This window comes from Deltaproteobacteria bacterium, from assembly GCA_019309045.1.
Lineage (GTDB): Bacteria > Desulfobacterota > Syntrophobacteria > BM002 > BM002 > JAFDGZ01.
The window spans coordinates 1-12,263 of record JAFDGZ010000040.1; the positions used below are offsets into that span (position 1 = coordinate 1).

General features: G+C 49.6%; 13 protein-coding genes. 5 read left to right on the top strand and 8 right to left on the bottom strand.

Annotated elements, in window-relative coordinates:
- Positions 1–211 precede the first annotated feature (211 nt).
- The 6 genes from JRI89_10000 to JRI89_10025 form a co-directional block, all read right to left on the bottom strand.
- Complete coding sequence (locus JRI89_10000; protein MBW2071575.1) at positions 212–1,198, bottom strand: hypothetical protein; 987 nt, start codon at positions 1,196–1,198, stop codon at positions 212–214.
- A gap of 1 nt (position 1,199) precedes the next feature.
- Entirely contained in the window at positions 1,200–1,664 is a 465-nt protein-coding gene (locus JRI89_10005; GenBank protein MBW2071576.1) for a hypothetical protein, read from the bottom strand.
- Between the two features lie 38 nt (positions 1,665–1,702).
- The gene (locus tag JRI89_10010; protein MBW2071577.1) at positions 1,703–2,227 is read right to left on the bottom strand and encodes a response regulator; all 525 of its coding nucleotides are present in this window, start codon (positions 2,225–2,227) and stop codon (positions 1,703–1,705) included.
- A 64-nt stretch (positions 2,228–2,291) separates the two neighbouring features.
- Entirely contained in the window at positions 2,292–3,722 is a 1,431-nt protein-coding gene (locus JRI89_10015) for a zinc-ribbon domain-containing protein (protein MBW2071578.1), read from the bottom strand.
- Between the two features lie 12 nt (positions 3,723–3,734).
- Complete coding sequence (locus tag JRI89_10020; GenBank protein MBW2071579.1) at positions 3,735–4,196, bottom strand: hypothetical protein; 462 nt, start codon at positions 4,194–4,196, stop codon at positions 3,735–3,737.
- Between the two features lie 437 nt (positions 4,197–4,633).
- Complete coding sequence (locus tag JRI89_10025) at positions 4,634–5,332, bottom strand: endonuclease III domain-containing protein (protein MBW2071580.1); 699 nt, start codon at positions 5,330–5,332, stop codon at positions 4,634–4,636.
- A gap of 488 nt (positions 5,333–5,820) precedes the next feature.
- On the opposite strand from JRI89_10025, the gene JRI89_10030 reads away from it, so the two are divergent.
- From JRI89_10030 to JRI89_10045, 4 genes are all read left to right on the top strand, one after another.
- Positions 5,821–6,378, top strand: coding sequence for a LysM peptidoglycan-binding domain-containing protein (locus tag JRI89_10030; protein MBW2071581.1), 558 nt, complete (start codon positions 5,821–5,823; stop codon positions 6,376–6,378).
- Positions 6,379–6,728: 350 nt separating this feature from the next.
- A complete protein-coding gene (locus tag JRI89_10035; protein MBW2071582.1) occupies positions 6,729–7,142 on the top strand; it encodes a DUF3568 family protein in 414 nt (137 codons plus the stop codon).
- A 690-nt stretch (positions 7,143–7,832) separates the two neighbouring features.
- A complete protein-coding gene (locus tag JRI89_10040; GenBank protein MBW2071583.1) occupies positions 7,833–8,063 on the top strand; it encodes a hypothetical protein in 231 nt (76 codons plus the stop codon).
- Between the two features lie 263 nt (positions 8,064–8,326).
- Positions 8,327–8,839, top strand: coding sequence for a PilZ domain-containing protein (locus JRI89_10045; GenBank protein ID MBW2071584.1), 513 nt, complete (start codon positions 8,327–8,329; stop codon positions 8,837–8,839).
- A gap of 381 nt (positions 8,840–9,220) precedes the next feature.
- Here the strand turns inward: JRI89_10045 and JRI89_10050 are convergent, their stop codons facing one another.
- Both JRI89_10050 and JRI89_10055 read right to left on the bottom strand, forming a co-directional pair.
- Complete coding sequence (locus tag JRI89_10050) at positions 9,221–9,769, bottom strand: nucleotidyltransferase (GenBank protein ID MBW2071585.1); 549 nt, start codon at positions 9,767–9,769, stop codon at positions 9,221–9,223.
- Between the two features lie 265 nt (positions 9,770–10,034).
- Entirely contained in the window at positions 10,035–11,243 is a 1,209-nt protein-coding gene (locus JRI89_10055; GenBank protein ID MBW2071586.1) for a metallophosphoesterase, read from the bottom strand.
- 496 nt (positions 11,244–11,739) lie between these two features.
- Here JRI89_10055 and JRI89_10060 point away from each other — a divergent pair, with 496 nt between their 5' ends.
- Positions 11,740–12,240 carry a PilZ domain-containing protein gene (locus tag JRI89_10060; GenBank protein MBW2071587.1) on the top strand — a complete coding sequence of 167 codons (501 nt, stop codon included), beginning with the start codon at positions 11,740–11,742 and terminating at the stop codon, positions 12,238–12,240.
- The last annotated feature ends 23 nt before the right edge of the window (positions 12,241–12,263 follow it).

A 12,263-nucleotide genomic window follows, 5' to 3' on the forward strand; every position in this document is an offset into this window, starting at 1 on the left:
GCGTCTTTATCTCTTTGAACATCAAAGAACCAGAAGTGGACAGGAGAAACACAGCCTTTACATCATCGAGTTGCAAAATATTCTGAAAAAGCTTCTTCATAGGCTCATCTAAAAGCGAGAGCGGCTCGTGTCAACCAGTGAACGCAAATAGAGCTAAACCACTCCTTCGCATGACACCATTCCCGGCAGGTGATGGATGCCTCTGCTTCCATCAGAACGAGGATAGCAGTGCACCGGCACTGGGAGAGTATTTCTCACGGATCTTCGACGCTTCATGCGCCAGCGGCTCTAGTATTTGAGAATCAGAGGCAATCTCGACCAGACACTCCGATAGAGCACGGCCAAATTCTTCAGCACTGGCATCGCTGTCAAAGACTATTTCTCCGTTGGAGTAGTTGAACTCATCTGCGAATGGATCGAGAAAGGGATACTGGTCTGCTTTCTCAATGCATTTCTTTCGGAGCAGCTGCCCGAAGGGTTCGCTGTTTTTTCGTCTGGTGGCGAGCATTTTTTCAGCTTCTCGCAATAGTTCAGCAAACATCATGGTAAGTTCAGGAAGGTCCGGACCAGTGAGTTGTGAAGGAGTCTCTACATCAACCTCACTGATTGTTTCGTTCTGCAAGGAAATGGCCTTGACCGTAAAAGTGGCACGATGGTTCTGCGTTTCCTGGCGCAGGGTGTCCACTATGGTATCTACAGAATCACTGTCACACCAGGGGCAGGTAAAGCCGACGATCTTGCCTTCATAGAAATAGAGCATGGCTGTCTTTTTTTCAGATTCGAAATATATTTCAATAATGTTCGAAGTTTGCTCAGCGGTAATTTTGTTGATCAGTTTATCTATGTCGGTCAAGTCTGTGCTGAGATTTTCAAAAACTACATGTGCTTTGGTAATGTTTGCCCAGAAGAATATCATGTCTTCAGGTATGCTGTAGATATCTATGAAGTAGTCATCCTCAGCGGTAATCTGCATGATTCTCTCAATGGCAGCTGTTCCCCGTATTTCGCTGCCGCTGTCGCGAAAATAGGCGTTTATCAGAGAGTTCATGCCAAAAAAGACAGCAGCTTCACTCTTGCCATTCTTGAAATGAATTCTGCCTGCTTCACCACTGCCCTTGTAGTAGTCGAGCAGCCGGGGCACGTGAATGTAGCTGGTGTGAAGATCTCTGACTATTGGAGTGTCATCTGGAAATACCATTTTATTCTTCCTCCAACGAAACAAGTATTTGATCGACCAGGTCATCCTTTGCCACCCATGAGTCCACAGTGACAGCTACCGGTTCAGAGCCTGGCAACAGGATCAGATCATTGCCGGGTTGATTATCTGCAAATAGACATACCTTGAGTCTGCCGATTCCCAGAGTGCTCCCGAGGTCATCGCCCAATTTGGTAAGGTAAATCCAGGAGGGGTCCTGCTGAATAGTTCTCACGCCCTTGTGCTTGCCTATCTGTTGTATGAGCCAATCCTGTGAATTTTTCGTGTCAGCCGCGCCGGCTTTCTCCTCGAAATCAATATGCTCCAGGCCGACTTCATCAGGCAAATCAGCCAGGGATATTGGGGCAGGATCAGGGCTGTCGGCAACTTTGGCTCTATTCGTGCCAGTCTCCCCTGCCACGTTGGATTCATCCCGGAGTCTCATTGCCTCCAGCAACAGAGCGCTCATGGACGCCTGTACTTGTCTCTCTTCACAAGGGCAGGAGTTTATGATAGCGATATCCACTTTGTCCCAGAGAAGAGAATGCCATTTTTATCTGAGCCAATCTCCGAGACTTTCACCGTACAGGTCTTGTTTTCCATTTCAATCAACTGGGGGAATATGAAGGGGGAAACCCCGTGCAGCACACCGCCGTCTGCTTCTTTGGTGAGAGTTGCCAGTATCTGTTCGCACAAACGGTCAGCATCCAAAGGCTTGCGCAAAAATGCCTTGCAGAAATTGGCTCGCTCGTCCTCGAAAGCGGTGGCTGCAGGCCCATCCTCTGAACTGAGGATGAGGGATATGTGGGGATAATTGATGCTGATGTATTCGGCCAGAGACAGAGAATCGCTGGCCAGGATCTCGTGATCGACAACAGCCAAGGCAACAGAGTTCTGCTTCAAGACTTCCATGGCCTCATAGCCGTCAGAGGCAGTGACGACCGCAAAAGATTCCCTGTGTTTCCCCAGTCCTCTGCTGACGGCCTCGAGAACTTTGCTGTCCCTATCGGCAAATAGGACCTTAGGAGGCAATTTAATATTCTCCAGTGATTCCAGTGCAGGGAAAAGCTGCCCCTGTCATCCACCAGTACTGCTGCTACATACTGCTGCTGCGGACGGTTGCCTTCCGGCGACGCAGTCTTTCCAGAGAGAGTCGCAAGCTATCCTGCATTCGCGATATGGCATCGGCAAGTTGACCAATTTCATCTCTTGACTTGGGAGTAATCTGCACATTCAAATCACCCAGACTCATGTGTTCAGCAGCATCTGTCAGCTCCTTTATCGGTTTTACAATGGAGCGGGCTGCCAACCAGGCGATCAAGGCCACTAGAATGGGAGTGATGGCAAAGACGAGAAAGGCGAGAAAACGCATCCTGCGAATGATGCTGAAGGCTTCATCGGCATCCTGTTGTACTGCCAGAGCCCAGCCATACTTGGTGCCGTTTACGAAGCCGACCGTAGGCACGCCTTTTTCACTGACAAATCGGATAAGGCCGGGCACCTTGTGATGGAACGCCTGTATCAGAGGATGCTGGCTCAGATTTTTCTGCTTGAGGTAGTACTCCTTGCGGAAATGAGCCACAACCTTTCCTTTGTCGTCTACCAGAAAGGCTACTCCAGTTTTGCCATCACGCCAGGTGGCAATTCGGCTGGAGATGGCATCCACCCTCATAGCGTTGGCCATAACACCCACAACAGTGTTACCTCTCTTGATGGGTACAGCCAGCACCAGGGCGGGCTTTTTCGAAGTCTTGCCAATCAAGGTTTGCCAGGCGAGCTTCTTGCCGCGCATGATGTCCTGGTAGTACTGGCGGTCTGAGTAGTCCTTCAAGGGCTTGCCGTCATTTCTCGCTGTATTCATTCCCGTGGTATCAACAGTGAAAACCAGGTACATGTAAGGGTAGGCGTGCTGAATTGCCTTCAGTATCGGTTCCTGTTGCTCTTTATCCATGGAGATGATAGCGGGCATCTGCGCTGCCGCTTGCAGGACGCGCACATTCTTGTCAATCCATTCGTCCACCTGGTCTCCGAGTCCCTTGGCTATCTGAGCCATGAGTCTTTCCTTTTCCGTTTGCAGCTGTGCATCGGTCTGACGGAAAAGAACGGCCCAGAAGGTCACAAAGGGAATGAGGCTCACGAGCAGCATCAGGGTTACTACTTTGAAACTCAAACCCACCCGGCCGCGTTTTTGTTTTGGCACAAAAATGCTCTGTGTACCCAGACCCTGATCAGAAGGTTCCGTCTGGGAAGAACCTGGATCATCAGTGCCGGCCAAAGAGGCAACCGAGCTTTTCTGAAACTGCTCCTTGGCACCAGAGCCTGAGAAATCCCCTTGCTCACTACTGCTCTGGCTGGGTGCGGCAGAGTCTGCTGCAGAGTCTGGAACGGTCTGGGGACTTTGCTGCCGCACGACCACAATCACCTCGCCGCAGGCCTTGCACTTGAATCTCGCTCTCTGGCCGGCAGGGATCTTGCTCTCATCGATCCGGTACTTCTTGCCGCATTCGTCGCATTGTACTTGCATCATTGTTCCTGCTCCTTATGTTGAAATCTTCTTGATCATTGCTTTCTGGAATTCGATTCTTTTGTCTTCCCGGGGAATCTGTCGGGCCAGATAATTAATCAGTTCTGGAGCGAGGTGTTTCGAAATCCTTGACTGAGAGACTCCTATTTCGTCGATGCCCTCTTCGATCAGCAGGTCGGCCATGGGGCCGACCGCAACAGTGAGGGCGTCTTTCAATGAGTGAATGAATTCCTCCTTGAGAACCTCACCGTCTTTTTCCACGTGCTCTACCAGACCAGTGTTGGCGAGTTTGATCAGGTTTTCCCGTAGAGTAGGCAAATTCATGCCCACTTCTTTGGCGACTTGAGAGATGGGTTTATTCTCGTCGATGGCAAGAAGGAGCCGCATCATTTGAGGATCTAGAGAGACATTGCCCATATCGTCCCGGATAACCTTCCGGAAAAAAAGGCCGGGCAACTCGCGAGAGGAAAACTCCATTCTCCTATTCTCCTTCCCAATTCACTTGCTGCTGTCAATAGAAGAGGGTCCTGCTTTTTTTGCAGCCTGGCAGAATCGAACTACTCGCACATTGTGCTTGCAGGCGCCGGAATCCCTTGCCAACCACCTGATTATTTGCACTTTCTCACTGCTGAAAAGCACAAATCATGCCAGTCCAAAAAGATGATACAGCCACACAGTTGACTCTGCTCGATCGCGCCAGAATTCCCGCCAGCAAAGGCTGAGCCCGCCCATTGTTCACTATCATCCTGATCTGCTGTAGAGTCCGGCGTAGAGCAGGCCAAAGTGATTCAAAACCATCATGAAATCTGGCAATCTGGTTACTTTGAGGGCTCATGCTGGACAGTTCAGCAAAAGGGATGGCTGGCAAGAATAAGCGGGCAGCAATTATTCCAGTCAGACTAGCTGCACACTGCTCACTCGAAAGTCGGCTGGCTTGGCAGCAGGGGTTCCAGTGGACAGTTGCCACAGAGAGGCTGCGGCCGGCAGCGGTGTTTGCCAAGCCTGACCAGTAGGGCGTGATACTCGTTGAACAGTTTGGCGTCAGGAAGCAGGTGGTCCATGAACAGAGCTTGCAGCTCTCCGTAGCCTGCTGCAGCACTGCACAGACCGTGGCGATGTAATATTCTTCGAGTATATGAATCCACCACAAAGACAGGTCTGTTGAAGCCATAGAGAAGAATACTGTCTGCAGTCTCAGGCCCTATACCGTTGATGCTGAGCAGTTCTCGGCGGAGCTCCGAGGTGGAAACCTGGCTCATGGCTGCCAGGTCGCCATTGTACTTCTCTACCAGGTAGGTGATCAGGTTTTTCAATCTGTGAGCTTTGACGTTGAAGTAGCCTGCAGCACAAATGTACTCGGCGAGTTTCGCCCTCGGAAGGTGGTAGAGTTTATCGAGCGAAACAAGCCCTTCTTTGTGCAATCTGGCAATTGCCTTTGCAGCGCCCTGCCAGCTAGTGTTCTGAGTGAGTATAGCACCGATCATCATTTCCAGGCGGCTGGACGCCGGCCACCAGTTTTGCGGCCCGTAGGCCTCCCAGAGATGACGGTAGATTGTCTGAAGGAGCTCTCCAGGATCATCTGGTTGAAAAGAAGGCCGTTTGCTTCTCAGCATCTTCGAAGTGGATTTCATGGTTTCGGGTGTCTTCATAGTTATCAATGCCCTCGCTGGAGAGTGTCCGCGGAGTGAGATCCACATCAGGCATGGATCTTAACATATTTGCCCAGGATGTCTTACGAAAACACACTCAGGGCTGATTGACATTATGGCCTTCAAAATAGTAAATACGGCAGCCTTTTTTGAGTTGGTGGTTTCGCAACACCCGCCCAGCAGACAGGAGTCGAGTTAGGCTGCAGAGTCAAAGGAGCTGTCGACCAATGGAATGTGGCCATTGACCCCGGTCTGGACTGCGCAAATCTATGGTTGCTGCTGTTGCAGATGTCCATGTTGTTGGCACGGTTCCTGCTTTGAAACAGGAGAGATCATCACATAATGTGGGACTGAGCAGCGAAGAGCAGCACATAAACAGACGAGCTCCAACAGCACTGTAAATCAACAAGATGAACTCGGCAGAATCGGTAGAAAATATGGGGAGGAGAAAAATGAAATTAGCCAGCAGGCTAATCTGCTTCAGAAAAGTGTTGCTGGTTTTGATGGTATTCTGGTTTTGTAGCAGCTGCACCCAGGTAAAGGAGTTGGCGCCATTCATGTCTGCCAGGGAGGACTCTGGAAAGAATATCTCCCAGGAAGAGACCTCTGCCGCGGTTGCCCGCGAACCCGAACCCCAGAAACCGGTTGAAGAGGCAAAAGAGTTTATCCATACAGTTCGCTGGCCAGGCGAGAGCCTGTCGCTGATAGCCAAATGGTACACTGGTGATGGTGCTAACTGGCGGGTTCTGGCCAAAGTCAACTCGAGACTGAATCCCAATCTGATCAGAATAGGCGACAAGATCTATATTCCGGACGATCTTCTGAAGACAAAAGAGTCCTTGCCGCGAGACTTTTTGGGCCGCAATCGTTCGAAGCGGAGACAGAGGAGTACTTCAACAGGGAGCATTCCAGAACCTGCCGCCGGAAAAACTGCAGCCACAGCACAGGGTGTACCAGGCAGCAGTCGGACTTCAGTCCAGGCAGGAGTAGTATCTTTTTCACCTCCGTGAAGACTTTTTTCGAAAATTTGGTATAAATAATGCATGTGTAAAATTACCGAAGTAACCTCTCCCTCTCTTCATCTCTTCACCTCCTTTTCGGGCCCCCCACCGCTAACAGGGTGGGGGGTTTTTTATTGCCACAAGGCTGACTTTTGCCGGGCCGGCCCACCTGCAGGAATTGGTGGACCCGTTAGACAGAATGTAGCTCATCCTCGACAATAATTGTCACATGGAGATCTTGGCGAGTCAAAAACAAGACGACTGACCATTTTTCTCTTGCCACATGTGGTTGCTTTCCTGTAATTTTGGGTCTGTCCAATTGCCATCTGACGGCCATCTTTTGAAGGGAGAGAATTCTCATGAGACTTAATGAAATGAGACTGGTTGCTTGCCTTTGTTGCCTGTTGATTGCTGGTAGCGGCTGTGCCGTGCTGTTGGCCGGTGCAGCGGGGGCTGGCCTCGGCGTTGGCGCCTACAGTTATATCGAAGGTAACCTCAAAAGAGATTATGCCGGGCCCTTCCCCAGGGTGTGGAACGCAACCGAACAGGCCCTGGAGCAGTTGGAGATTCCTGCCACCGTAGAAAATAAGGATGCCTTTGGAGGATTGGTTAAGGGCATTATGCACGACGGGACCAAGGTGACCATCAAATTGAAGAAGAAGTCTGAAAGTCTTACCGAGGTCGCCGTCAGAGTTGGTCTGTTTGGAGATAGAGAAAAATCCTATCGAATTCAGGAAACTATCACAGAGTTATTCAGAAGACCACCAAAATAGAAAGTACGCTGTTTTCGAGAACCTGTGTGGACGGAGCTGCCAGCTCCGTTTTTTTAGCTCCTGCACTCGGCGCGAATAGCTCTCTTGCATGCCTTTTGACAAGAAAAGCCAGGACACCACATTCCAGCAGCAAAGGTAAACTGGCAGCTTGCCTACTCTAAACACTGTTCCCCCCATGATATCTAGTCGTTGTATCCAACAAATTAGCCAATAGTGGAAAATAATTTCCCAAAAATGTGAGTTTTATTTCCTATAGATGGAGGAAAAAGCTGCTGACAGTAAGCATAACCTATTAATATTAAAACAAATTGATAGATAGTGTGTAGTTGGCACATTCCTTTCAATTCAGTTAAGTGAAATTTGAGTGAAATTGGCTAAGGACTGCAGCATAATCAGCCCGGTTGTATTTTCTGCTGCTTGCTCTAACAACACAAGGAACAGGCTGGGGGAAAGAAAGTACTTGGACACAAAGCATTCTAATGGCTGCCAGAAGCCGCAATCGTTTCGAGAAGTCACCGAGATAAAACAATGATAAGGCAGATATTTTCATTTCTGATTCTTTCAGGCACGGTAATTTTCTTCATACTGGGGCCATTGAGTTACAAATTTACAGGGAGTTTCCTCTTTCTGTTTTACTAGGAGGCAAACAGCTGGATTGCTGCATACCTGGCAATCTCTTATTAGTCAATCATGAAACGAAATTTACGCAACATATTTATACTGCTCACCCTGTTTTCCCTCTGTTCAGGTATAGTGCTGTTCGTTCTCAATGTGAGTGAGAAACCCTTACATAGCAGCAGCATCAGGGTGCAGGAATATCCAGTGATAGTGGTGATGACCGACAACAAGGGGTGTCGCACTCGGGTGGAGATGCGCAGCTTTCTCGCAGAAGCACCAGCGGCAGAGATCCCTTCCAGATGATTAGAGACTCAACACCATCTATGGTGTCTATATAAAGCGCGATGGGTAGAAGCTCTTTCCTCCTTGTCTGACTCTACCCGGTTCCCCACCGACCCCCGGCCCAGGTCGGTGGGGGTTTTTTTTGGGACTTGCTGTGAGACCTGCTGGCTCAAGCAGATAAAGTAACCTTTTTGCAATCTCTTTCGGACTCTTGTAGGATGATTGAGATTTCTGCTAATTGAGCTATTGAAAAAAAATTCTAGCATTGTTTGGGGAGAGATCTAGTGAGGCCTGGCACAGCGAGTTATAATGCCCTGCACCGCATCAGACGACGAAGCGTCCGGGTTCCTGTGTCTCAGGAAGTGTCCTGCGAATGCGCACATGGCGAACTGCGAAAGGGGAAGGCCATCAATCTCGGCAGCGGCGGTGTCTGCACTTTGCTGGCGGCTAGTGAACATTTTGATGTCAATGCCAGAATCCAGATTGAGTTTCTGCTGCCGCATACACTCAATTCTGTTCGCACAGGGGCGAGAATAGCGTGGCGTTCGCTCATTTCAGAGGGGCAGGGCAGGGCACAAGATTCTCAGGCAACCGGGGTTGAATTTAGAGATCTCCCGGTTGATTATCAAAGTCTGCTTCATGAATATGTGTTAACCCGCTTCATCTCTACTGAGAGTTTGCTCAAAGGGCGGGGCATTGTAGAAGTCATGAATCACATCAGAAATCTTCGCCCTTCAGAAAGACTGCGCTATTATCACCTTCTCATCAGAAGAACCACCTTTCTCGCTTGCCGTTGAGATGATCATTTCATGAATTATTTTCAGGATGCTGGCATGGAAGGAGGCCCGCGCTGCGGTGGTAGACCTGTTCATGTAGGCCGGTATCTGCACTGGCCGATGGTCAGTATATGAATCTGGGCGGGTACGGAGGGAGCCATCCTACAGGTCTCAAAGCGTTTTTTTGGGCCTGTTGCATATCAGTGCACTGACACAACAGACATTTTGAAGTGCTAGAACTCGAATACCTCTGAAAAAATCTTGGCCTCTGTTTTTCTTACGGAAAATGCGCCAATATCATACAGGAAAGCGATGTAGTCTTCTAAGCTTAAAGGTTCAGTAGAGGAGTATTGTTTGAGGGCCAACACGTCTTCTGGAGACACTGAGAGATCTGACTCCAGGTTAAGTTGGCTGGTCTTTCGACTCTTTTTTCTGCAACTCATAAAACCATTCCAGCTGACCGTATCTTGCAAAATATCCTTTGATCTCTTCGAGATCGATATGGGGCAGAGAAACGAGGTGCTTTATGTCGGCCATTTCTTTGAAAATTCTATCCGGGTCATTCTTCATGGCAAAGACCTTGAGGGCCACCAGGTGCTCGGGACTGACCACTGGCACACGCATCACATCCAGCACAAGAAGTTCTCTTGAGTGCTGCAAAATTCTCTCTGCCGTCTCACCTCTCACATAGACGAAATCAATTCTCCCCAGTTTTGGTATGGCATGCACGTGATTCGAGAAGCCAGCCGATCGGTGCAATGTTTCATAGCCGAGGGATTCCACATAGGAGATGACCTTTTGCTGCTCTTTCCCTCGCACGAGGAAATCCACATCTTGAGTTGCTCTGAAAAATCCATAAGCCTGCAAGGCAAAGGCCCCGATAAGAGCATAATCTATGTTCTCCTGTCGAAAGTAGTCTGTGAGCAGTTTCAGGGTATTTTTCAGATTCATAAACCAGCAAATCCTGCCGTTAAGGTCTTCGCACTTGGGTGTCTTCACCTAGAGGGAATCATTTTTGCTCCCTGAACAGGTGAAATTAGCGGTCAGTATCGCATATGGACCCTTCTGAAATCAACAGGATACAATTCATACAGATCTAAATCGTAGGGTCGATCTCCGTATCGATCGACATATGGGATACGGATCTAGGCGGGTACGGAGCCCCGCCCTACGGTGGAAAAACGAATTGAGGTAGGGCCGATCTCCGCATCGGCCGTCATGTACTGACACGGCCGGATCCTGTCAAAGTGATCAACGCTATTTCGGAAGGTGCTGCCAGACGAAGCGGAGGGCCCCAGTAGCCAGCGCCGCGGCTTACGTATATGTATGTGCTGTCATGCAAATGCAAACCTGAAATGTAGGGCTGGCTCAGGCCCACCAGGAAGTTCCAGGGATAGTACTGACCGCCATGGGTGTGGCCACTAATCTGCAGATCAACACCTTCTCTGGCGGCGGCAAATACACTCCGCGGTTGGTGGGCCAGCAGGATCTTGACCAGATCAGAGGGAACCCCTGCCAGGGCGGTCTTTGGGCTGGAGATATGCTCGGAGAGGAAATGCCTGGCCGAATAATCAGTTACTCCGGCTACAACGAATCTATCTTTGCCGCGTCCGAGAATCTGGTGTTCATTGATCAGCACTGTGAAACCCAATCGGTCCAATTCTTCGACCCAGGGTTCGACTCCTGAATAGTATTCGTGATTGCCGGTTACGAAGAAACTTCCATAGGGGGCGCTCAGTTCTGCCAGGGGTGCCACATCGTCACGAAGGTCGGCTACGGACCCATCGGCCAGATCCCCGGTGAAGGCAATCAAATCCGGGGTCAGCCTATTTACTGCATCTACTATAGATTGCACAAAAGCCCGGCCGATAGTCAAACTCACATGAACATCAGTTATCTGAACTATGCGAAGCCCTTCCAGATCTGCAGGGAGATTGTCCAGGGGCACTTTGATGTGGACAGTTCGGGGCTGCCGCCGGGCCTCATAGAGACCGTAGCCAGTCAGGGCCCCTGTAAAGCCCAGGATCCCAAGGTTTGTAGAATACAGCAAGAATTGACGGCGGAGCTGGTTTGGCACTCCAGAAGAAATTGCTCGTCCTTTGCCATGGCGCCGCAGGAGAGCTTTGCACCCTCTGCCAATGGAAGCGGCCACCAGGAAGAGGTCGCGGACAAACAGGTGGATAAAGAGCAGGGTGAAGAAACCCAGGCTGATATAAGAGAGCCAGGCAAGAAGTTCAGTAGAAACGACTTTGCTGCCATGCAGTTTCAGAATAATAGTCGCAGGCGGCAGCAGGAAAAAGAAGATGAGGATTGCCCACCAGAGCGGTTTCCAATGAGGGCGGCTCTCGGTAGCAGCAATTGTCCGCCATCCTACATATCCATATATTAGGAGCAAGCCTCCAACAAAGATAATAAACCAGACCATATATCTCTCATGTGGGCTGTTCTCGAGAAAAAAGCATCGTACTCACTATAGCCTAGATGTGCTTGCAAGCAAACCCTGGAACGGATGGACAAGTGTGGTTGCCATGATTTCATAACAGTTGAATTCCAGAAGTTTGGCAGTCTCGCTGGTGACAGGGTTGGCTCGAGGAGAAGTGCCGCAGGACGCGGGATGCTGTGAGCACGCCAACGGGGAAGACCGGTAACTTTGCCCAATCTTGTCTTTCATTTATCATATCTCATGATGGGGTTGATCTCTTTGCAAGGCAGAGTTCACTAGCTCTGGTCAGAAACTTTCACACCGGTGGTAATTATTTTCCCATATTATTACCGCCACTTCCCTGTTACACTGGTAGAACAAGTCACTCAAGCAGCTGTAAGCTATTGTAGTCTATGATAAAAGTTTATTAAAATCGCTTTGGCACAGTTTTTTCATAAAATGCGGCCAAAAGAAATGCTTGTGACATCGGAAGCATTACATGAAAAAAGATACTATATACACTCTGAGAATGAGCAGCCGGATCCGCGAGGCCCTTGGGACAGCAGCGAAAAGGGAACGCCGAACAGTTGCCTCTCTGCTGGACAAAATCATTACAGATTATCTGGCAAAGGAAGGACTTCTCAGGGGACCGGAATTTGATGCTGAACGTCGAATGTTTCCCCGCAAAAAGATGACGATACCAGCGGTGACCCTCCTGCGAGCAGGATCAGAAGAGCAAAGTTTTCCCAGCGTGGTGCTCGACATCTCATTGGGTGGTGTTCTGGTCACTTACCCTAAAGGCTCCGAAATCAGGTTTTCCTCTATGGGCGAATTGCCTCGCTTCATCCTGTGTATTGAAATGCCAAAGGCGAAGGAGAGGCTTTGTTTCGACTGCAATGCGCGCCACATGCGGGATACGGGAGACGAGATACAAGTGGGTGCCACCTTTGAGGATCCCAGGGGGACGGATTTGCAGAAACTCAACAGATATTTGATGTAGAAAGGCAAAATATGAGGTGCCGT

Excerpts from the sequence above, each read along its gene's own strand:
- JRI89_10000 (MBW2071575.1), bottom strand. The coding sequence starts at position 1,198 with ATGGTATTTCCAGATGACACTCCAATAGTCAGAGATCTTCACACCAGC.
- JRI89_10005 (MBW2071576.1), bottom strand. The coding sequence starts at position 1,664 with ATGAGCGCTCTGTTGCTGGAGGCAATGAGACTCCGGGATGAATCCAAC.
- JRI89_10015 (MBW2071578.1), bottom strand. The coding sequence starts at position 3,722 with ATGATGCAAGTACAATGCGACGAATGCGGCAAGAAGTACCGGATCGAT.
- JRI89_10020 (MBW2071579.1), bottom strand. The coding sequence starts at position 4,196 with ATGGAGTTTTCCTCTCGCGAGTTGCCCGGCCTTTTTTTCCGGAAGGTT.
- JRI89_10025 (MBW2071580.1), bottom strand. The coding sequence starts at position 5,332 with ATGCTGAGAAGCAAACGGCCTTCTTTTCAACCAGATGATCCTGGAGAG.
- JRI89_10030 (MBW2071581.1), top strand. The coding sequence starts at position 5,821 with ATGAAATTAGCCAGCAGGCTAATCTGCTTCAGAAAAGTGTTGCTGGTT.
- JRI89_10035 (MBW2071582.1), top strand. The coding sequence starts at position 6,729 with ATGAGACTTAATGAAATGAGACTGGTTGCTTGCCTTTGTTGCCTGTTG.
- JRI89_10040 (MBW2071583.1), top strand. The coding sequence starts at position 7,833 with ATGAAACGAAATTTACGCAACATATTTATACTGCTCACCCTGTTTTCC.
- JRI89_10050 (MBW2071585.1), bottom strand. The coding sequence starts at position 9,769 with ATGAATCTGAAAAATACCCTGAAACTGCTCACAGACTACTTTCGACAG.
- JRI89_10055 (MBW2071586.1), bottom strand. The coding sequence starts at position 11,243 with ATGGTCTGGTTTATTATCTTTGTTGGAGGCTTGCTCCTAATATATGGA.
- JRI89_10060 (MBW2071587.1), top strand. The coding sequence starts at position 11,740 with ATGAAAAAAGATACTATATACACTCTGAGAATGAGCAGCCGGATCCGC.